Here is a 21,074-nt window from a genome sequence, read left to right as displayed (position 1 = left end):
GAGGGCAAGCCAGCCAAGGGGACCGCCATGTCAGACGCGCAGATCGAACCGGAGGTCCCGGAGGACGACACCGAAGAGGCATTCGGCATCACCGACCGCATCGTATCCGATGTCATCGCGGCGATCGACGCACGCAACGCCGAGGATATCGCGGCGCTGCTGGAACCGCTGCACCCCGCCGACATCGCCCATCTGATTGAGGTGATCGACGCACGCCCCCGGCGCGAGCTGATGGAGTTGTGGAAGGGCATCGACGGCGAGGTGCTGTCGGAACTCGACGAGAACCTGCGCGAGGAGATCATCGACCTGATGCAGCCGGCAGAGCTGGTCGAGGCGATGCGCGATCTGGACAGCGACGACGTTGTCGATCTGGTCGAATATCTGGACCCCGAACAGCAGGATCTGGTGCTGGATGCCCTGTCGCCCACGGACCGCGTGGTGGTCGAGAAATCACTGACCTACCCCGAGGAGTCCGCCGGTCGCCACATGCAGGTCGAACTGGTGCGCGCGCCGGAACACTGGACGGTTGGCGATACGATCGATTTTTTGCGGTCCGATGTGACGCTGCCGGACCAGTTCTATCATATCATTCTCGTTGATCCGCGGCTAAAGGCGGTGGGCTACGTGACCCTTGGGCGGGTGCTGTCGCACCCGCGCGCGACGCTGCTGCGGGACCTGGTGGAGGACACGTTCCGCACGTTCAACGTGTCGCAGGACGTCGAGGAGGTCGCGCAGGCGATCAACCACTATCACATGATTACGGCCCCCGTGGTGGACGACGATGGCCGGATCGTGGGTGTCATCACCATCGACGACGCCATGGCATTCCTTGAAGAAGAGGCAGAAGAAGACCTGCTGCGTCTGGCCGGTGTGGGTGAGGGCAGCCTGTCGGACCGGGTGATCGAAACGACGAAACAGCGCGCGCCCTGGCTTGCGGTGAACCTGGCGACGGCGATCCTGGCGTCACTGGTGATTTCATTGTTCGAGGGTACGATTTCGTCGCTGGTGGCACTCGCCGTGCTGATGCCCATCGTGGCGTCCATGGGCGGAAACGCCGGCACGCAGTCACTGACCGTGGCGGTTCGTGCGCTGGCGACGCGCGATCTGACCGGGTCCAACGTCTGGCGGGTCATCCGGCGCGAGGTGCTGGTGGGCCTGATCAACGGGTTGTTGTTCGCCGTGGTGATGGGGGTCGTCGGGCTTGTGTGGTTCGGCTCGCCCATGCTGGGTGTCGTGATCGCGGTCGCGATGGTGATTAACCTCGTGGTGGCGGGGCTGGCGGGCACGGGGGTGCCGATCATTCTGGACCGATTGAACATCGACCCCGCGCTGGCGTCGGGTGCATTTGTGACGACGGTGACGGATATCGTTGGGTTCTTTGCCTTTCTGGGACTGGCGGCGGTATGGCTGCTGTGACCAAGGCGCAGGCACGGGCGGATGCCTTTGCCCGGCGTGCAGAGGCGCATGCGATGGCCAAGGCCCCGGCGGGCAAGCTGTCGGAATTTCTGGCAGGCCACCGTGGCGTGCCATTGGCGGGCTATGCCGCGATGCGCACTGAGATCGACCCGCTGCCGGTGATGGAGGAGGCCGCCGCACACGGCCCGGTCGCAATGCCGGTGGTGATGGGCAAGGATCAGCCGCTGCAATTCCGTGCCTGGACGCCGGGTTGCGCGATGGTGGCGGGTGACTTTGGTGCGCTGGTGCCGGCGGCGGGCGATTGGATCACCCCGCAGATCGTCATCGTGCCGCTGGTCGCATTCGACAGGCGCGGCGGGCGGCTGGGCTACGGCGGTGGGTTCTATGATCGCACGCTGGAACGGCTGCGCGCCGACGGACCGGTGCTGGCCGTGGGGTTTGCCTATGCGGCACAAGAGGCAGAGGAACTGCCAATTGAACCGACGGATCAGCCGCTGGATCTGGTCGTGACGGAACACGCGATTCTGGAAATCCCGGGCAGGTAAGTTCGCGAAACGACGTCCGGTTCCCCTTGCGGCAGGTCAGGCAGGGGCCTAACACCAACCCCATGAAAATCATGTTTTTGGGCGACGTCATGGGACGCGCCGGCCGTCGCGCCATCACTGACCACCTGCCGCGCCTGCGCCGCGATTGGAAATTGGATTTCGTCGTGGTCAACGGCGAGAACGCGACCAATGGTGCGGGCCTGTCACCAGACCATGCGCGGCTGATCCTAGATGCAGGGGCCGATGTCGTCACGCTGGGCGATCACGCCTTTGACCAGCGCGACATGATGGCGTTCATCGAAAAGGAACCGCGCGTCCTGCGGCCCATCAACTTTGCCAAATCGGCCCCTGGCGTAGGTGCGCGGGTGTTCACCGATGCGCGTGGACGCAAGGTGCTGGTGGCGCAGGTGCTGGGTCAGGTGTTCATGAAGCGTCCCTTTGACGATCCGTTTTCAGCGCTGGACGGCGTGTTGAAGCAATATCCGATGGGCGGGCAACTGGCCGCGTCGCTGGTGGATATTCACTGCGAGGCGACGTCCGAGAAGATGGCCGTGGGTCATTATTGCGACGGGCGCGCCAGTATCGTGGTCGGCACGCATACACATGTGCCGACGGCGGATGCGATGATCCTGCCGGGTGGCACGGCCTATCTGTCGGATGCGGGGATGTGCGGCGACTACAATTCCGTGATCGGCATGCAAAAGGACGAACCCCTGCGCCGTTTCATCACCGGCATGCCCAAGGGCCGTTTCCAGCCTGCGGAAGAGGACGCCACGCTGTCGGGGATCTATGTCGAAACCGACGACCGCACCGGACGCGCCACGCAGAACGTTATGGTGCGCCAGGGCGGGCGACTGCAACAATCGGGGCCTGTCTGACCCGTCTTGCAGCCCATTGCAGAGCGCTGACGGCCGGGCGATGATGCTGGTGTAACTTTTAAGGCGATGACAATGATTCCCGCGGAATTTCTGAACGACCATCAGGCGGCCGTGACGCTTTGCGTGCTTGGGGTCATGTTCGTGCTGTTCCTGCGCGAAGTCTTTCCGACCGAGGTGGTCGCGATGGCAGGGGCAGGCGTGCTGCTGTTCACGGGCATCCTGCCCTACGACGATGCGGTCGCCGTTTTGTCGAACGCCGCACCCTGGACCATTGCAATGATGTTCATTGTCATGGGCGCGCTGGTGCGGACCGGGGCACTGAACTACGTCACGCAGGCCGCCGAACGTGCGGCACGGCGCAATCCCCGTCAGGCCATGGGCGGCGTGATGGGCTTCGTGATCTCGGCCTCTGCATTCGTGAACAACACGCCGGTGGTTGTCGTCATGCTGCCGGTGTTCATCCAGATGGCCCGCACCATGAAAATCGCAGCGTCCAAGCTGCTGATCCCGCTGTCCTACGGGTCCATCGTCGGCGGCACGCTGACGCTGATCGGTACGTCGACCAACCTGGTCGTGGACGGTGTGGCGCGGCAGGCGGGGATGGAACCTTTTGGCATATTCGAGGTCACGCCGATCGGGCTGGTCATTGCCGTCTGGGCGATGCTGTATCTGGTGATATTCGGCAACCGGCTGCTGCCCGACCGGACCAGCATGGCCGCCATGTTGTCGGACCGGTCCAAGATGCGGTTTTTCACCGAAGCCGTGATCCCCCCCGAAAGCAACCTGATCGGGCGCGAGGTATCGGGCGTGCAGCTGTTCAAGCGCGACGGCGTGCGGCTGATCGACGTGGTGCGGCGCGATGCGTCCCTGCGTCACGATCTGGAGGCCGTCGAATTGCAGGTGGGCGACCGCGTAGTGCTGCGCACCGCGATGTCCGAAATCCTGTCGTTGCAGGCAAACAAGGAATTGCGCCGCGTGGACCAGCTGTCGGCGGTGGAAACCACGACGGTCGAGGTGCTGATTTCCCCTGATTGCAAGATGGTCGGCCGTTCGCTGGGTGCGATGCGCCTGCGCCGCCGTTACGGCGTCTATGTCCTCGCCGTACACCGGCGGGACAAGAACATCCGCCAGTTGCAGGACGTGGTTGTCAAGGTCGGTGACACCCTGCTGCTGGAAGGTGCGCCAGAGGATATTCAGCGACTGGCACTGGAAATGAAGCTGGCGGATGTGTCCAAACCGTCCGAACGCGCCTACCGCCGCAGTCACGCGCCCATCGCCATCGCGACCATGCTGGGGATCGTCGTGCTGGCCGCACTTGGCGTGGCACCCATCCTGCATCTGGCGTTTCTGGGGGTCGTGATCGTGCTGATCACGGGCTGTATCGACGCGGACGAAGCCTTTGCCAGCGTGGACGGGCCGTTGCTTGCGCTGATTTTCGGGATGTTGGCGGTAGGGGCCGCACTGGAGGCCTCGGGTGCGGTGGAAATCATCGCCAATGCCATCGCGCCAACCTTGCAGACCATGCCGCCGTTCTTTGTGGTTTTCTGCGTCTACACGCTGTCGATGGTGCTGACGGAACTGGTGTCGAACAACGCCGTGGCTGTTGTCATCACGCCGATTGCCATCGGGTTGGCAAGCGCGCTGGGGCTTGATCCGCGTCCGCTGGTGATTGCGGTGATGATGGCGGCATCGGCCAGCTTTTCCACGCCCATCGGCTATCAGACAAACACCTTGGTCTACGGCCCTGGCGGATACAAATTCACCGACTTTTTGCGCGTGGGTCTGCCGCTTAACCTGAGCCTTGCGGTCATCTGTTCCATCGCGATCCCGATGATCTATCCGCTGTGATGCTTGCGGGGCAGGGGCGGGCTGCGCTATAGGCCGCTGACACAAATTTCTGCAAAAGGATTCCCGCCATGGCCGGACATTCCAAATGGGCGAACATCCAGCATCGCAAGGGTCGTCAGGACAAGATCCGGGCCAAGCTGTTTTCCAAGCTGAGCAAGGAAATCACCGTCGCCGCCAAGATGGGCGACCCTGATCCCGACAAAAACCCCCGCCTGCGTCTGGCCGTCAAGGAAGCGAAATCCTCCTCGGTGCCAAAGGACGTGATCGAGCGCGCGATCAACAAGGCCGTGGGCGGTGACGCCGAAAACTATGACGAGATCCGCTACGAAGGCTACGGCCCCGGCGGTGTGGCTGTCATCGTCGAGGCGATGACCGACAACCGCAACCGCACCGCATCTTCGGTCCGTTCGACATTCACCAAGAGCGGCGGCAATCTGGGCGAGACGGGCAGCGTCGGCTATATGTTCGACCGCAAGGGTCAGATCGTCTATCCCGCGTCTGTCGGTGACGAGGACACGGTCATGATGGCGGCCATCGAGGCCGGCGCAGAGGATGTGCAGTCGGACGATGAAAACCACGTCATTCTGTGCGAAGGGACCGATCTGAACGACGTGTCCACCGCACTGGAGGCCGTATTGGGCGAGGCGGAATCCACCAAGCTGATCTGGAAGCCGAACATGCAGACCGAGTTGGATCTGGAAGGCCTGACCAAGCTGATGCGCCTGGTCGAGACACTCGAGGACGACGACGATGTGCAGAACGTCACCACCAACGTCGACGCCAGCGACGAGGTCATGGCCGCCTACGCCGAAAGCTAAGTTCTATCTGATTGGGTGATATGCAAAGGGCCTCCTGCGGGGGGCCTTTTTGTTTGGTGCGTTGGTGGCGCGGGCTTGAGCCGTTTGCATGGCAGGAGAGCGGCAGGTTTGATCCCATTTCGGTCAGTCGCTTAGATGACTTTCCGGTCTGCGGCAGTTCTGGCATCGCCAGTGTTGGGGGTTCCAGTCGGCTCGATCAGCAACAGATGCGCTTCCTTTTCGGCGATCGGGCAATGTTCGACACCTTTAGGAACGACAAACATCTCTCCCGCTGTCACGGTGACGGGTCCGTCCCTGAGCCGGATCTCGATTTCACCTGAAAGAACAAGGAAGAAATCATCTGTGTCTGCGTGGGAATGCCATCTGAACTCTCCCTCGACCTTCACGACCATGACGTCGTGACCATTGAAGGATGCTACAGTGCGCGGAGACCATTTTTCGTCAAATGTTGCGAGCTTTGCCGCCAGATTTATCGACTTGGCCATCTTTTGCTTTCCATCTCCAAAGCTCACGGTACGATATCTTGCGATGCGCTGGAATAGCAAGTTTGTCCCCACAGCGGTCATCCACATGCGGATTCCAAACTCATCTAGCTGTTCTTTGACAGGCTGTTGAGAACGGAGGTCGGGGTGATCTGGCCGATCTTTTGGCCGTTTTCCACCACGCTCAGGATCATGCCCTGTTTCAACGTATCGATGATGTCCTGCACCGGGGTTTCGGCTGCGATTTCGGATGCGCCGGCGGTGCCGGGGGTCATCACGTCGCGGGCGGTCAGCACGCCCAGCGGGTTCATGTGGGCCACGAAATCGGCCACGTAGTCGTTGGCTGGGTTGGTAAAGATGTCGCGTGGGGTGCCGGTCTGGATGATACGCCCGCCTTCCATGATGGCGATGCGATTGCCGATCTTGAACGCCTCGTCCAGATCGTGGCTGACGAAAATGATGGTCCGGCCACGTTCGGCCTGCATGTCCAGCAGCTCGTCTTGCAAACGCGCACGGATCAGCGGGTCAAGTGCGCTGAACGGCTCGTCCATCAGCAGGATCGGCGCATCCGTGGTAAAGGCGCGGGCAAGGCCCACGCGTTGCTGCATGCCGCCCGACAGTTCGCCCACGAGCGCGTCGGCGCGGTCGGCCAGACCGACAAGGGCCAGTTCCTCGTCCACGCGAGCGCGGCGTTTGGCGGTGGACAGTCCGCCCAATTCAAGGCCAAGGCCCACGTTGTCGCGCACGGTGCGCCATGGCAGCAGGCCGAACTGCTGGAACACCATCGCCACATTGGACAGGCGCAGTTTGCGCAGTTTGCGCGATTTGGCCTGAGTCACCGATTGCATGCCGTCGGGCGTGGCGATCCGCACGTCGCCGCGCACCACCGGGTTCAACCCGTTGACGGACCGCAGCAGCGTCGATTTGCCGGACCCCGACAGGCCCATCAGCACGAGGATTTCGCCTTCTTCCACCGTCAGAGAACAATTGTGCACGCCAAGCACCTGATCGGTCTCTGCCTGCACCTCGGCGCGCGTCTTGCCCTGGTCCATCAGCGGCAGGGCCGATCGCGGGCGGTCGCCAAAGACGATGGAAACGTTGTCGAATTCTACAGCATTCATGGTTTGCGGACCCTCAGCGTACGGTCGAGCATGATCGCGACGATCACGATGATAAAGCCGGATTCAAAACCCAGCGCGGTGTTCACGGTGTTCAGGGCGCGCACCACCGGCACGCCCAGGCCGGCGGCCCCGACAAGACCTGCGATGACGACCATCGACAACGACAGCATGATCGCCTGATTGAGGCCCGCCATGATCTGCGGCGTGGCGGATGGCAGTTCGACCTTCCACAGCAATTGGCGTTTCGTGGCACCAAACGCCTGTGCGGCCTCGATCAGGGCCGTGGGTGTGGAGGAAATCCCGAGGTAGGTCAGACGGATCGGCGCAGGCAGCACAAAGATCACGGTGGCGATCAGACCCGGCACGATGCCGATCCCGAACAGCACCACCGTGGGGATCAGGTAAACAAAGGTCGGCAGCGTCTGCATCAGGTCCAGCACCGGCACCAGCGCGCGGTAGAACCGGGGGTGATGCGCACCTGCGATGCCGATGGGCACGCCGATCAACATGCAGGCCGTGCAGGCCAGCAGCACCAGCGTGAGGGATTGGATCGTTTCCTCCCAGTAGCCCTGGTTCAGGATGAACAGGAACCCGACCAGCACCAGTAGCGCCGTCTGCCAGCGTCGTTGCAGCGCATAGGCCAATGCGACGAACAGCAGGACGACAACGATGGGCGGTGGGATCAGCACGGTATCGACGATCCAGTCGACCGAATCACGCAGGCTGTCGGCAAAAAGGTCGATTGCTGGTCCGATCGCGGCGTTCAGCGCGTCGAACAGGTCGCGGCACCAGGCGCCGACGGGTATTTTTGTGTCTGTCAGGAAACTCAGGCTTAGCCAGTCCATCTCGTGAACTCCTTCAGCGGCGCGGCCCCGTGTGGCGCGCTGTTCGGTTACAACAGTGTCGGGCGACATTACCGCAGCACGGTGCTGTGCGGTCGGGATGGGCCCGTTTCAGTCCCAAGCCGCCGCATCCGCCAAGGGTGCCGTGGGTCGGGGCCGTCATTTGTGAAACGGGGCCGCATCTGCATGCGGCCCCGTTCGGAAATCAGTTGGCCAGTGCGGCTGTGACGGCTGCGGTGGCGTCGCCACCGTCAACCGTGGTCACGCCTTCCAGCCAGGGCTGCCACGTGGCCGCGTTATCCGCCAGCCATGCGGTCGCCGCCTCTTCGGGGTCGGCGTTGTCGTTCAGGATCGCGCCCATGATCTCGTTTTCCATTTCGAGGCTGAACACGAGGTTGGTCAGCAGGGTGCCGACGTTCGGGCAGGCCTCGGCGAAACCGGCGGTGGTGTTGGTATAGACGGTCGCGCCACCCAGATCGGGGCCGAACCAGTCGTCGCCACCCTCCAGATAGGTCATGTCGAACTTGGCGTTCATCGGGTGGGGTTCCCAGCCCAGGAACACGACCGGGTCGCCGCCACGGTCGGCGCGTTCGACCTGTGCCAGCATGCCCTGTTCGGACGATTCGACGACCTCGAAACCTTCGAGGTCGAATGCATTTGCGCCGATCATGTCGAGGATCAGGCGGTTGCCGTCATTGCCCGGCTCGATCCCGTAGATCTGGCCGTCCAGCGCGTCGCGGTTGGTGGCGATATCGGCAAAGGTGGTGATGCCCATGTCGGCGGCGGCCTTGTTCACGGCGAGGGTGTATTTCGCACCTTCGAGGTTGGCGCGCACGGTGTCCACGGTGCCGGCCTCGCGGTAGGGGGCGATGTCAGCCTCCATCGTGGGCATCCAGTTGCCCAAGAATACGTCAACGTCGCCTTCGGCCAGCGAAATGTAGGTCACGGGCACGCTGAGCAATTTGGTTTCGGTGTCGTATCCCAGCGCGTCCAGCACCACGGATGTGGCGGCGGTTGTGGCCGTGATGTCGGTCCAGCCCACATCGGCAAAGGTGACTTCGGTGCAGTTGTCCTGTGCCAGTGCGGGCGTGGCCGCAACAAGGGCAATGACGGAAAGTGTAGAGCGAAGGGTCATTAGGTTTCTCCCGGTCAGTTTTTTGTTGATTGATCAGTCAATCAAATTTGGGCTATGGGTGCCACACCTGATCAGGAGTGACAACATGCCAAAGCTTGGAATGGAGCCTATACGCCGTGCTGCCTTGGTGAAAGCCACGATTGCAGAGGTCGGCGACGCTGGTTCGCTGGACGTCTCTGTCAGCCGCATCGCAAAGCGTGCGGGCATGTCGTCGGCGCTGGCGCATCACTATTTCGGGGGCAAGGGTCAGATATTTGTCGCGGCGATGCGCCAGATCCTGACCGACTATCGCAAGGAGGTGATCAGCGCCCTGCGGGATACCGACGACCGTGCCGCCGCCATCGTGACCGCGAGTTTTGCGCAGTCCTGTTTTGCGCCTGGCGTAGTCGCCGCCTGGATGACGTTTTACGGGCAGGCCCAGACGAACCCTGACGCGCTGCACCTGCTGCGCCTGTATCAGCGGCGATTGCGGTCGAACCTGACCCATGCGCTGCGCGGTCAGACCCCTGACCCTGCCGGTGCTGCCGACACCCTCGCTGCGATGATCGACGGCATCTACCTGCGCGCCGCGTCAGACCGGGTAGGGACGGCGGGTGCTGAACGTGTCCTGACACTGCTGAACCTGCTGCGCCGCGCCTGAGCCATCAATTTTCATTTTCGCCCATCGGAGGCATAGATCATGACCACCCAACCGACCGCCAGCCACTACATTGCAGGTGAATACGTCGAGGATACCGCCGGAGAGGCGATCCCCGTCGTCTATGCCTACACCGGAGAGACGATTGCCACCGTCCACGCGGCTACCCCCGCGATCATTGACCGCGCGCTGGCTGCTGCTGCGAATGCGCAGGCGGCATGGGCCGCATTGACCGGCACGGAACGCGGCCGCATCCTGCGCCGCGCCGCCGACATCATGCGCGAACGCAACCATGACCTGTCGGTGCTGGAAACCTATGATACCGGCAAACCTTTGCAGGAAACGACCGTGGCCGATGCCACGTCCGGTGCGGATGCGCTGGAATACTTCGGCGGCCTCGCGGGCAGTCTGACGGGCGAGCATATCCAGCTGGCAGGCGGCGATTTCGTCTATGCCCGCCGCGAGGCGCTGGGCGTCTGCGTGGGTATCGGGGCCTGGAACTATCCCACCCAGATCGCCTGCTGGAAGGCCGCACCGGCGCTGGCCTGTGGCAACACGATGGTGTTCAAACCGTCCGAGACCACGCCGCTGTGTGCGCTGAAGGTCGCGGAAATCCTGACCGAGGCGGGCGCGCCGCCGGGCGTGTTCAACGTGGTGCAGGGGCTGGGGGCCGTGGGGGCCGCGCTGACCACAGATCCACGCGTGGCCAAGGTGTCGCTGACCGGCTCGGTGCCCACGGGCAAGCGGGTCTATGCCGCCGCAGCCGAGGGGCTGCGCCACGTCACGATGGAACTGGGCGGGAAATCCCCGCAGGTGGTATTCGACGATGCGGACCTGGATGATGCCGTGGGCGGCGCGATCCTGGGCAATTTCTATTCCTCGGGGCAGGTCTGTTCCAACGGCACGCGGGTGTTCGTGCAGCGGGGCATGGTGGATGCGTTCTTGGCCCGCCTGTCAGAGCGTCTGCAAAACGTCGTCATGAGCGACCCGCAGGACATGGCGACCAACTTTGGCCCGATGGTCAGCGCACGTCAGCGCGATCTGGTCGAAGGGTTCATCGCCAAGGGCGTGCAAGAGGGCGCACGGCTGGTGACGGGCGGCAAACGACCGGACCTTGACGGTTTCTTTCTCGAACCGACCGTCTTTGCCGATGTAACGGACGACATGACGATCGCGACGGATGAAATCTTTGGCCCCGTCATGTCGGTGCTGACCTTCGATACCGAAGAAGAGGCGCTGCGCCGGGCCAACGACACGCCCTACGGTCTGGCGGCGTCGGTGTTCACCCGCGATCTGGCGCGAGCGCACCGCATGGCTGCCGGGTTCGAGGCAGGAACGTGCTATATCAACACCCACAACCTCGCCCCGGTCGAGGCACCCTTCGGTGGGATGAAGCTGTCCGGCGTGGGCCGCGAGAATTCCAAGGCGGCGATTGATCATTATAGCCAGCTCAAGGGCGTCTACGTCGCCATGAACCCGGTCGAAGCACCATTCTAGGGGCCGTCCGGCGGATGCCGGGGGCCAAATTTTCGCGAAAATTTGGGGGCGCTCCTTGCGGGCGGTGAACATCATGCAAGCTGAATACGTAATTGTCGGTGCGGGCTCTGCCGGATGTGCAATGGCCTACCGTCTGGCCGAGGCCGGCAAATCGGTCATCGTGATAGAACATGGTGGATCGGATGCAGGCCCGTTCATCCAGATGCCTGCGGCCTTGTCCTATCCGATGAACATGAAAGCCTACGACTGGGGATTTCATACCTCACCGGAGCCGCATCTGGGTGGTCGCATCCTGGCCACACCACGTGGCAAGGTGATCGGCGGGTCCTCCTCGATCAACGGCATGGTCTATGTACGCGGCCACGCCCGCGATTTTGACACATGGCAAGAGATGGGCGCGCGCGGCTGGGCCTATGCCGACGTGTTGCCCTACTACAAACGGATGGAACATTGGCACGCGGGCATTCACGGCGGTGATCCGGCCTGGCGCGGCACCGACGGTCCGCTGCATGTCACGCGCGGCCCGCGCCGCAATCCTCTGGTCAAGGCCTTTGTCGAGGCTGGCAAACAGGCGGGATATCCCGAAACCAAGGATTACAACGGCGAACAGCAAGAGGGCTTTGGTCCCTATGATGCCACCATCTATCGCGGTCGGCGCTGGTCGGCCGCAAATGCCTATCTGCGGCCCGCGTTGAAGCGTGAGAACTGCACACTGATCCGCGCCTTTGCCCGCCGTGTGGTGATTGAAGAGGGGCGCGCTGTGGGCGTCGAGGTCGATCGCAAGGGGCAGACCGAGGTGATCCGCGCCACGCGCGAGGTCATCATTGCCGCCTCGGCCATCAATTCGCCCAAGCTGTTGATGCTGTCGGGCATCGGACCAGCGGATCATCTGGCGGAACACGGCATCGCAGTGATCGCGGACCGGCCCGGTGTCGGGCAGAATCTGCAAGATCACCTCGAACTCTATATCCAGCAGGCCGCGATCCAGCCGGTGACGCTGTTCACCTATTGGAAACTGATCTGGAAAGCGTTGATCGGCGCAGCCTGGCTGTTCGGCAAACGCGGTCTGGGCACCTCGAACCAGTTCGAATCCGCAGCCTTTGTCCGGTCCAAGCCGGGTGTGGAATATCCCGATATCCAGTTTCATTTCCTGCCGCTGGCGATCCGCTACGACGGCAAGGTCGCGGCAGAGGGGCATGGCTATCAGGCGCATGTCGGCCCGATGCGCAGCGCCTCGCGCGGGGCGGTCACGCTGACCAGCGCGGACCCGGCGGCGGACCCGCATATCCTGTTCAACTACATGTCCGATCCGCAGGACTGGGCCGATTTCCGCACCTGTATCCGCCTGACGCGCGAAATTTTCGGGCAAGCCGCATTTGCACCCTATAGCGGACACGAAATCCAGCCCGGTGAGGCCGTGCAATCGGACGCAGCACTTGATGATTTCATCCGCGCACACGCCGAAAGCGCCTATCATCCCTGCGGCACATGCCGCATGGGAGCCGCTGATGACCCGATGGCTGTGGTCGATCCTGAATGTCGTGTCATCGGTGTGGAGGGGTTGCGGGTCGCGGACAGCTCAATCTTTCCGCAGATCACCAACGGCAACCTGAATGCGCCGTCGATCATGGTGGGTGAAAAGGCGTCGGATCACATTCTGGGCCGCGATCCGCTGCCACGGGCCAATGATGTGCCGTGGATCAATCCGAAATGGGCCGTCAGTCAGCGCTGATTTGAATCGATTTGGCGCGAAACGTCATGTTTCGCGCCATTGAAACGCCACATCCGCCCCCCAGATTGGGGATATGCGGATTTTGTTAACCATTTGTTTACTGTTCTGTGCTGCCCCCCTGGCGGCCCAGATCTCTGGGCCTGCGCGTGTCATCGACGGCGACACGATCCACGTGGGCGAGACACGAATCAGATTGAACGGCATCGATGCGCCAGAGGCCGGGCAGGATTGCCGCAGTGCGCAGGGGTTTCCGTTTTCCTGCGGCAGCCATGCGACCGACGGGCTGCGTGCGTTGATCGCGGGGCGCGCGGTGAGTTGTGCGCCGCTGGATGTCGACCGTTACGGCCGCACCGTGGCGCGTTGCACCGCAGGCGGGGTCGACATTGGCCAGCAGATGGTGCGCAACGGGCTGGCCATCGCCTATCGCCGGTATGACACGGTCTATGTCCCGGACGAGGATGCGGCGCGGCGCAGTGGGGCCGGTTTCTGGTCGGCGCAAATGCAGCGGCCTTCGGATTTCCGGGCGCAGGAGCAGGTGCGCGATGCGCCCCCCGGCGGCTGCGTCATCAAGGGCAACATTAGCAGCAGCGGGCGAATCTACCATGTGCCCGGCAACGCATTCTATGACGAGACCCGGATCAGCCCGTCGCGCGGTGAACGCTGGTTCTGCACCGAAGCCGAGGCACGCGCCGCTGGCTGGCGCGCGGCACGCCGCTAGGGCGCGACCGAGAGGCTGGCGGACAGGCGCTTTTCACGCACCATGACGAACATGATCGCGGCGATGGCCAGCAGCGCAGAGACCAGCATCAGCGCCTGCAATGGCATCGCGGTCGTGCCGCGTGCCAGCAGCACCCCGGCCAGCTGGCTGAGTGCGGCACCGCCGCCAATCATCAGCGCACCGCCCAGACCGCTGGCCGTGCCGGCCAGGTTCGGGCGCACCGACAGCAAACCGGCGGTGGCGTTGGGCAGCGTCATGCCGTTGCCCAGTCCCAGCAGCGAGCACAGACCAAAGAGCAGACCGGCGGGAATCACGGTCACCAGACCCAGGATCAGCGACAACCCCATGCCAAAGGCCGATATCAGGCAGCCGATCAGCACCATGCGATTGATGCCAACCCGCACCGAATAGCGGCCCGATATTCCGTTGCCGACGGCATAGCCGATGGCGGGTGCACCCAAGGCGATGCCGGTCTGAAAGGCCGACAATCCGTAAATCCGGTCGGCGACGTAGGAGGCACCGCCCAGAAACGCAAAGAATGACCCCGATGCGAACGCGGTGCACAGCGCATAGCCCCAGAACCGGGGCGCAGTCAGCAGTGCGGGATAGCTGGTCAGCTGTTCGGCAAATCCGGTGCCGCCGCCGCGCACGGTCTCGCCCTGGTCGAAATAGCACAGCAGCCACAAGAAAACGCCTGCACCCATCAGAAAGATGAACGAGGCATGCCAGCCGAATGCCTGATCCAGTGCGCCACCGACGGTGGGGCCGATCATCGGGATCAGGGCCATGCCCATGGTGACATAACCGATCATCGACGCGCTTTGTTCTGCCCCGAACATGTCGCGCACGATCGCCCGACTCAGCACGATTCCGGTCGCGACTGCGGCCTGCAGGATGCGAAACATCAAGAAAAGTTGGATCGTGGGGGCGAGGTAGGCGCCCAGCGTCGCCGCGATGAAAATGGTGATGGAGGTCAGCACGATCTTGCGCCGTCCGAACCGGTCGGACAGGGGGCCGACGAGGATCTGCATCACCGCCGTTGCGGCCAGATAGCCCGAAACGGCGAACTGCATCGTGGCATAATCCGTGCCGAAATCGGCCGCCATCCGGGTGAGGGACGGCAGAAAAATCGACATGTTCAGTGCGGATACACCGGCCAGCAGTGTCAGCGTGAAAATATGAGGCGGGGTGCGGCGGTCGAGAAAGCGCGCGCTGGGAAAGTCTGTCATCGCGCGCAAAGTAGCGGCTTGCGCTGCGGTGTCCATGGTTGCCGTGACATGGATCCGCAAGGATCTGGATGGCGTCAGATTGTTTCGTGCAGCCCCCCTGCGGCTGGGGATATATTGCGCCTTGGGGGTTTTCCTCGGCAAAACCGATGACTAGAGTGCCCGACGATGCGGCCTGCGGAGGCCATGTGCACGACGGGAGGCCTGCATGAAAGACCATATCGAAGCCTTGGAGGCCAAGCGCTCCGAATCCCAACTGGGCGGCGGACAGGCACGGATTGATGCGCAGCACGCCAAGGGCAAACTGACCGCGCGCGAGCGGATCGAACTGCTGCTGGATCACGACAGCTTTGAGGAGTTCGACGCCTTTGTGACGCATCGCGCGGTCGATTTCGGGATGCAGGACAACCTGCCGATGGGCGATGGTGTCGTGACGGGCTGGGGCACGATCAACGGCCGCATGGTCTATGTGTTCAGCCAGGATTTCACCGTCTTTGGCGGATCGCTGTCCGAAACCCATGCGCAAAAGATCTGCAAGATCATGGATATGGCGATCCAGAACGGTGCGCCCGTGATCGGGATCAATGATTCGGGCGGTGCACGCATCCAGGAAGGTGTTGCCAGCCTCGCGGGCTATGCCGATGTGTTCCAGCGCAACATCATGGCGTCCGGTGTGGTGCCGCAGATCAGCCTGATCATGGGGCCCTGCGCGGGTGGCGCGGTCTACAGCCCTGCGATGACCGACTTTATATTCATGGTGCGCGATACGTCCTACATGTTCGTGACCGGCCCCGATGTGGTCAAGACCGTCACCAACGAGGTCGTCACCGCCGAGGAACTGGGCGGGGCCACGACCCATACCAAGAAATCCGGCGTGGTGGACGGTGCCTTTGACAACGATGTCGAAGCGATTGCCGAATGCCGCCGCCTGTTCGATTTCCTGCCGCTGAACAACCGTGAAAAGGCACCGACGCGTCCGTTCTTTGACGATGTTAAACGGGTCGAGGACAGTTTGGACACGCTGATCCCGGTGAATGCCAACACGCCCTATGACATGAAGGAACTGATTCACAAACTGGCGGATGAGGGCGATTTTTACGAAATTCAGGCCGATTATGCGGGCAACATCCTGATCGGGTTTATCCGGCTGGAAGGTCAGACCGTCGGCGTGGTGGCCAATCAGCCGATGGTGCTGGCGGGCGTGCTGGATATCGACAGCAGCCGCAAGGCCGCGCGGTTTGTGCGGTTCTGCGATGCCTTTGAAATCCCGATCCTGACGCTGGTGGACGTGCCCGGCTTTCTGCCCGGCACCAGCCAGGAATACGGCGGTGTCATCAAGCACGGCGCGAAACTGCTGTTTGCCTATGGCGAGGCCACGGTGCCCAAGGTCACGGTCATCACCCGCAAGGCCTATGGCGGAGCCTATGACGTGATGGCGTCCAAGCATCTGCGCGGTGATTTTAACTATGCCTGGCCCACGGCGGAAATCGCGGTGATGGGGGCCAAGGGTGCTGTCGAGATCATCTATCGCGGACGCAGCCCCGAAGAAATCGTGGAGCTGACCAAGGAATACGAGGACCGTTTCGCCAATCCGTTCGTCGCGGCCTCGAAGGGTTTCGTGGACGAGGTGATCATGCCGCGATCCACACGGCGCCGGGTCTGCCGCGCTTTTGCGTCGCTGCGCGGCAAGCAGCAGCAGAACCCGTGGAAGAAGCATGACAACATTCCACTGTGACCCCGGGGGGCCAGCCCCCCGGACCCCCCGGAGTATTTGTGGCAAGATGATGCAGGGAACCCCGCGTGGGGTAGGTCCGTTGGTGCGCAAAGGAGATTGCGATGACCAAGGACCATGGACCGTCCATCAAGGACGACGAGACCTACGAGGCGCTGCTGGACGAGGGCGCGAGCAAGCAGAAGGCCGCCCGGATTGCCAATGCACAGGCAAACGACGACATGTCGCCGGGCGAGAAGGGGGGCCGTCAGCCGCCCTACGAGGAATGGACCAAGGACGATCTGTATGCGCGTGCACAAGAGCTGGACGTCGCGGGTCGTTCGGACATGACCAAGGCCGAACTGATCGAGGCCTTGCGGGCGCGCTGATTCTGCTGTGCTGTCTGTGGGCCATGCCCGCGACCGCACAACAGACCCCGCAACCGATTGCCGTGCCGTCAGGACTGCAGATCGCGCTGGCTGACGTGATCATGGACACGCAGGCGCAGATCGCGCGATTCCGGTTCCTGTCACCGGCCCTTGCGGGGGGCGATGACGCTGTGACGTTCACGGAGGTCGTGGACGATCTGACGTGGTTGTGCGACGTGGTCGTTGTTCCGGCCCTGCAACAGCAGGACTGGGACGGCGACCAGATCGTGTTGTCGGTGTCGGACAAGCCAACCACATTCGGCATATACGATCCGCAGGTCGTCCAATTTTTCCAACCCTTCCGAGTGACGGACGGGCGTTGCAGCTGGGACGAATTCTGATGGAAAAGCACCGTGGATTTCCAGGCCGTTTGCCGGGGACGGATTTTCAGTTCGTGATCCGCCGCGCGCACAAGGACGGTGCAACGCCGCTGCGCGCGCGTGAACGATTTTCCGACCGGCGGCCACCGGACAAACGCGCGGACGAAGGTTTCTTGCGGGCCCTCTGGGAGCATTTTGGCGACGCGCCCTTTGTGCGGGGTAATCTGGACGCAGGACGGCTGGGCTGGTTGTTCGGTCGCGAGGTGATCGCCGCCGAGGATCCGTTCGATCCTGCCAGCTATGACGCGCTGTTGCGCATCGACGAGGACGTGGCGCGGGTCACTTTTCCGGATGTATTCCGATGAGTGGAAAAGATTTTTCTGCGAATGGGAACATTTCGGCGGTTTTGCGCCTTTTACACTTAATCGGGCTTGAGTTCGCGCTTGTGGCGCGTGATTTTGGGCCCATCTTCAAAGCTAACAAGGGCATTATAAAATGTACAAAGCTACTTCCGCCATCGCACTGGTCGCAATCATGGGCGTCGCAGGCTGCGACAACCTCGACACCGACGCAGAGCGTGCAATCGTTGGTGCCGGTATCGGCGCTGCAGGTTCCGCTGCACTGGGCGGCGACGATCGCGATACCACGACTGCTGCACTGGGTGGCGCGCTCGTCGGTGCGCTGGGCGACGACATCACCGGTCGCTAAGACATTTTCCCGCGCAAGCGGGGTTGAAACACGACATGACTGCCGTCGGGGTTTGCGCCCCGGCGGCGATTTTGCGTTTGGAGGGATGTAAAACGTGTTCAAGAAAATTCTGATCGCCAATCGTGGCGAAATCGCCTGCCGCGTCATCAAGACGGCGCGGCGTATGGGGATCGCCACTGTTGCAGTGTATTCGGATGCAGATGCGCAGGCGCTACATGTCAAGATGGCAGATGAGGCGGTCCACATTGGACCAAGCCCCGCCAACCGATCCTATATCGTGATCGACAAGATCATGGACGCGATTCGCCAGACCGGCGCTGAAGCGGTGCATCCGGGCTATGGTTTCCTGTCGGAAAACCCCAAGTTCGCCGAGGCGCTGAAAGCCGAAGGCGTGGCCTTTATCGGGCCGCCCGTGGGGGCCATCGAGGCCATGGGCGACAAGATCACGTCCAAGAAGCTGGCGGATGAGGCTGGTGTCAGCACGGTGCCGGGCCATATGGGCCTGATTGCCGATGCCGATGAGGCGGTAAAGATCAGCCAGCAGATCGGCTATCCGGTGATGATCAAGGCCAGCGCGGGGGGCGGTGGCAAGGGCATGCGGATTGCATGGGACGACGCTGGCGCACGCGAGGGATTCCAGTCGTCCAAGAACGAGGCGGCCAACAGTTTTGGCGACGACCGGATTTTCATCGAGAAATTCGTGACCCAGCCGCGCCACATCGAAATTCAGGTCCTGGCCGACAGCCACGGCAACGCGGTCTATCTGCACGAGCGCGAATGCAGCATCCAGCGCCGCAACCAGAAGGTGATCGAAGAGGCCCCGAGCCCGTTTCTGGACGAGGAGACCCGTGCGGCGATGGGCGCGCAGTCGGTCGCACTTGCGCAGGCCGTCGGTTATACCAGCGCGGGCACCGTCGAATTCATCGTGGATGGCGACCGCAATTTCTATTTTCTGGAAATGAACACGCGGTTGCAGGTGGAACATCCTGTGACAGAACTGATCACGGGCATCGACCTCGTCGAACAGATGATCCGCGTGGCAGCAGGCGAGAAACTGGCCTTTGGTCAGGATGACCTCAAGATCAATGGTTGGGCCATCGAGAGCCGCCTGTATGCCGAGGATCCGTTCCGCGGGTTCCTGCCGTCCATCGGGCGTCTGACCCGCTATCGCCCACCGGTCGAGGTGGCAGAGGCCGGGCGGGCCGTGCGCAATGATACCGGCGTGTTCGAGGGTGGCGAGATCAGCATGTTCTACGATCCGATGATCGCCAAGCTGTGTACCTGGGCACCGACCCGCGCAGCCGCGATCGAGGAGATGCGGTTGGCGCTGGACGGATTCGAGCTGGAGGGGATTGGCCACAACCTGCCATTCCTGGCCGCGGTGATGGATCATCCGAAATTCACTGCAGGCGACATGACCACCGCATTCATCGAGGAAGAATTTCCTGACGGGTTTCAGGGCGTCGATCTGGCAGGGGACACGGTGCTGCGTGTTGCTGCGGCAACTGCGGCGATGCACCGAATCGGTGAAATCCGTCGCACACGCATCACCGGGCGCATGGACAACCATGAACGCCACGTCGGCACGGACTGGAACGTCACGCTACAGGGCGAAAGCCATGATGCGGTGATCAAGGCCGACCGTGCGGGGGCCGATGTCACCATCGGTGACCGGACCTTGCGGGTCGAAAGCGACTGGTTGCCCGGTCAGCCACTGGCGCGCCTGATGGTGGACGGCACGCCCTTGGTGCTTAAGGTGGCCAAGATTTCGGGGGGGTTCCGGGTGCGGCACCGCGGGGCCGACGTCAAGGTTCATGTCCGAACCCCGCGTCAGGCCGAACTTGCCAAGCTGATGCCGGTCAAGGTGCCGCCGGATACGTCGAAACTGCTGCTGTGCCCGATGCCGGGGTTGATCGTGTCGCTGAATGTCGCCGTGGGCGACGAGGTCCAGGACGGTCAGGCGCTGTGCACGGTCGAGGCGATGAAGATGGAAAACATCCTGCGTGCCGAACGCAAGGGCGTCGTGACCAAGATCAATGCGGCCCCTGGTGACAGCCTGGCCGTGGATGATGTGATCATGGAGTTCGAGTGACACAAACCTGGCAACTCTTGCTGATCTGGCTGGCCGCCTGCGTGATCGCCGTGATCGCGGGGTTTGGCCTGCTCAACATCATGGTGCAGGATACCGAAATCAGCTACGCGACCGAGCTTCCGCGCTCGGTCGTGACGGTGCCGATGATCTGCGTGATCGTGTTCTGGGGGGTCGTTCGGGCGGCCGGGGTCCTGCTGGAACCGGTGCGGACATTCACCTTTGGCGGGTTGGCCGTCTACCTCGCGCTGTTCGTCGTGGGGCGTGTGCTGGTCAGCGTGGCGATTGATCCGGTGTTCGTTCTGATTCTGGTACTGGTGATCCTGATGACCCTGGGCTGGATGGCGATCCGCGGTGCGGCGCGGGCCATGCCGCAATCAGTTGACCGCCGCTGATCCTGCAGCGCGGCGTTCGGTGATTTCACGCTGACGCACCGGCATCTTGTCGATGGACCGGGACAATTCGCGCACGTCCCACGGGCTGGGTTTGCGCAGTTTCACCTGACCGTCCTTGCCCAGCAGCGCCATCATGAAACCGCGCGGCCGCAGTTGCAGGCGCATGGGTGAACGTGCGGCAGGGTCGGTGTCGAACAGCACCACGACGTCACGTTCGACCAGTTCATCGACCCGGGATGCCAGCAGTTCCATCTGTTCGATGAACGCGGGATCGTTGGGTGAATCGGCGAAAACCGCGACCGGGCGGGCGATCCACTGGAAATCGGACAACATGATCTGGTCCGCGTTCAGCGGGGTTGCCGGATCGGCCAGCCAGGCGGCGACGGCACCGGGTGATTCCGACTGCGCCGGCAGCATGGCGGGCCAGAGTGTCATGGCCGTGAGGCCGGCGATGAAATTTCTTTTGTTCATGATCTGAATATAGGTGTGTCTCGCGCCAATGCCATGCCCGCGTCGTTTTGCGCATGC

22 protein-coding genes are annotated in these 21,074 nt (G+C 62.5%); 16 read left to right on the top strand and 6 right to left on the bottom strand.

Annotated features, from left to right (window positions below; translation table 11 throughout):
• Positions 1–27 precede the first annotated feature (27 nt).
• The 5 genes from mgtE to BMX27_RS06830 all read left to right on the top strand — a co-directional run bounded on the left by mgtE (position 28) and on the right by BMX27_RS06830 (position 5,505).
• Entirely contained in the window at positions 28–1,416 is a 1,389-nt protein-coding gene (gene mgtE / locus BMX27_RS06850; protein WP_090159113.1) for a magnesium transporter, read from the top strand.
• Positions 1,404–1,961 (top strand): 5-formyltetrahydrofolate cyclo-ligase, encoded by a 558-nt coding sequence (locus tag BMX27_RS06845; protein WP_090159112.1) that lies wholly within the window; start codon positions 1,404–1,406, stop codon positions 1,959–1,961. Before mgtE ends, BMX27_RS06845 begins: the two co-directional genes overlap by 13 nt.
• 62 nt (positions 1,962–2,023) lie before the next feature.
• On the top strand, positions 2,024–2,839 hold the full coding sequence (locus tag BMX27_RS06840) for a TIGR00282 family metallophosphoesterase (protein ID WP_090159111.1): 816 nt from the start codon (positions 2,024–2,026) through the stop codon (positions 2,837–2,839).
• Positions 2,840–2,911: 72 nt separating this feature from the next.
• The gene (locus BMX27_RS06835; protein ID WP_090159110.1) at positions 2,912–4,687 is read left to right on the top strand and encodes an SLC13 family permease; all 1,776 of its coding nucleotides are present in this window, start codon (positions 2,912–2,914) and stop codon (positions 4,685–4,687) included.
• A gap of 68 nt (positions 4,688–4,755) precedes the next feature.
• Positions 4,756–5,505, top strand: a complete 750-nt coding sequence (locus tag BMX27_RS06830; protein ID WP_090159109.1) for a YebC/PmpR family DNA-binding transcriptional regulator — start codon at positions 4,756–4,758, stop codon at positions 5,503–5,505.
• 131 nt (positions 5,506–5,636) lie between these two features.
• Here the strand turns inward: BMX27_RS06830 and BMX27_RS06825 are convergent, their stop codons facing one another.
• The 4 genes from BMX27_RS06825 to choX form a co-directional block, all read right to left on the bottom strand.
• Positions 5,637–5,990, bottom strand: a complete 354-nt coding sequence (locus BMX27_RS06825; protein WP_090159223.1) for a cupin domain-containing protein — start codon at positions 5,988–5,990, stop codon at positions 5,637–5,639.
• 104 nt (positions 5,991–6,094) lie between these two features.
• Positions 6,095–7,108 carry a choline ABC transporter ATP-binding protein gene (gene choV, locus BMX27_RS06820; RefSeq protein WP_090159108.1) on the bottom strand — a complete coding sequence of 338 codons (1,014 nt, stop codon included), beginning with the start codon at positions 7,106–7,108 and terminating at the stop codon, positions 6,095–6,097.
• Complete coding sequence (gene choW, locus BMX27_RS06815; protein ID WP_090159107.1) at positions 7,105–7,953, bottom strand: choline ABC transporter permease subunit; 849 nt, start codon at positions 7,951–7,953, stop codon at positions 7,105–7,107. The genes choV and choW overlap by 4 nt, the downstream gene beginning before the upstream one ends.
• Before the next feature lie 202 nt (positions 7,954–8,155).
• On the bottom strand, positions 8,156–9,085 hold the full coding sequence (gene choX / locus BMX27_RS06810; protein WP_090159106.1) for a choline ABC transporter substrate-binding protein: 930 nt from the start codon (positions 9,083–9,085) through the stop codon (positions 8,156–8,158).
• Between the two features lie 85 nt (positions 9,086–9,170).
• On the opposite strand from choX, the gene betI reads away from it, so the two are divergent.
• The 4 genes from betI (at position 9,171) to BMX27_RS06790 (ending at position 13,669) form a co-directional block, all read left to right on the top strand.
• Complete coding sequence (gene betI, locus BMX27_RS06805; protein WP_090159105.1) at positions 9,171–9,725, top strand: transcriptional regulator BetI; 555 nt, start codon at positions 9,171–9,173, stop codon at positions 9,723–9,725.
• 39 nt (positions 9,726–9,764) lie between these two features.
• Entirely contained in the window at positions 9,765–11,219 is a 1,455-nt protein-coding gene (gene betB, locus BMX27_RS06800; protein ID WP_090159104.1) for a betaine-aldehyde dehydrogenase, read from the top strand.
• A gap of 73 nt (positions 11,220–11,292) precedes the next feature.
• Positions 11,293–12,951, top strand: a complete 1,659-nt coding sequence (gene betA, locus BMX27_RS06795; RefSeq protein WP_090159103.1) for a choline dehydrogenase — start codon at positions 11,293–11,295, stop codon at positions 12,949–12,951.
• 73 nt (positions 12,952–13,024) lie between these two features.
• Positions 13,025–13,669, top strand: coding sequence for a thermonuclease family protein (locus tag BMX27_RS06790; RefSeq protein WP_090159102.1), 645 nt, complete (start codon positions 13,025–13,027; stop codon positions 13,667–13,669).
• Here BMX27_RS06790 and BMX27_RS06785 read toward each other — a convergent pair.
• Complete coding sequence (locus tag BMX27_RS06785) at positions 13,666–14,898, bottom strand: multidrug effflux MFS transporter (protein ID WP_090159222.1); 1,233 nt, start codon at positions 14,896–14,898, stop codon at positions 13,666–13,668. The genes BMX27_RS06790 and BMX27_RS06785 overlap by 4 nt on opposite strands.
• A gap of 205 nt (positions 14,899–15,103) precedes the next feature.
• Between BMX27_RS06785 and BMX27_RS06780 the strand changes: the two genes are divergently transcribed.
• The 7 genes from BMX27_RS06780 (at position 15,104) to BMX27_RS06750 (ending at position 20,546) form a co-directional block, all read left to right on the top strand.
• Positions 15,104–16,630, top strand: a complete 1,527-nt coding sequence (locus tag BMX27_RS06780; RefSeq protein ID WP_090159101.1) for an acyl-CoA carboxylase subunit beta — start codon at positions 15,104–15,106, stop codon at positions 16,628–16,630.
• A gap of 101 nt (positions 16,631–16,731) precedes the next feature.
• Positions 16,732–16,995 (top strand): DUF7218 family protein, encoded by a 264-nt coding sequence (locus BMX27_RS06775; RefSeq protein ID WP_090159100.1) that lies wholly within the window; start codon positions 16,732–16,734, stop codon positions 16,993–16,995.
• 23 nt (positions 16,996–17,018) lie between these two features.
• Positions 17,019–17,375: a DUF6497 family protein gene (locus BMX27_RS06770; RefSeq protein ID WP_090159099.1), complete on the top strand. Its 357-nt coding sequence runs from the start codon at positions 17,019–17,021 to the stop codon at positions 17,373–17,375.
• On the top strand, positions 17,375–17,719 hold the full coding sequence (locus BMX27_RS06765; RefSeq protein WP_090159098.1) for a hypothetical protein: 345 nt from the start codon (positions 17,375–17,377) through the stop codon (positions 17,717–17,719). Before BMX27_RS06770 ends, BMX27_RS06765 begins: the two co-directional genes overlap by 1 nt.
• Positions 17,720–17,849: 130 nt before the next feature.
• Positions 17,850–18,062: a hypothetical protein gene (locus BMX27_RS06760; protein ID WP_090159097.1), complete on the top strand. Its 213-nt coding sequence runs from the start codon at positions 17,850–17,852 to the stop codon at positions 18,060–18,062.
• 94 nt (positions 18,063–18,156) lie between these two features.
• Positions 18,157–20,154, top strand: a complete 1,998-nt coding sequence (locus tag BMX27_RS06755; protein WP_090159096.1) for an acetyl-CoA carboxylase biotin carboxylase subunit — start codon at positions 18,157–18,159, stop codon at positions 20,152–20,154.
• Positions 20,151–20,546: a hypothetical protein gene (locus tag BMX27_RS06750; RefSeq protein ID WP_090159095.1), complete on the top strand. Its 396-nt coding sequence runs from the start codon at positions 20,151–20,153 to the stop codon at positions 20,544–20,546. The genes BMX27_RS06755 and BMX27_RS06750 overlap by 4 nt, the downstream gene beginning before the upstream one ends.
• Here BMX27_RS06750 and BMX27_RS06745 read toward each other — a convergent pair.
• Positions 20,529–20,981: a DUF4174 domain-containing protein gene (locus tag BMX27_RS06745; protein WP_256212415.1), complete on the bottom strand. Its 453-nt coding sequence runs from the start codon at positions 20,979–20,981 to the stop codon at positions 20,529–20,531. The two genes, BMX27_RS06750 and BMX27_RS06745, sit on opposite strands and share 18 nt — an antisense overlap.
• Positions 20,982–21,074: the final 93 nt, after the last annotated feature.

This window comes from Loktanella sp. DSM 29012, assembly GCF_900110705.1.
GTDB lineage: Bacteria > Pseudomonadota > Alphaproteobacteria > Rhodobacterales > Rhodobacteraceae > Loktanella > Loktanella gaetbuli.
This window is presented reverse-complemented; position numbering and strand designations above follow the sequence as displayed.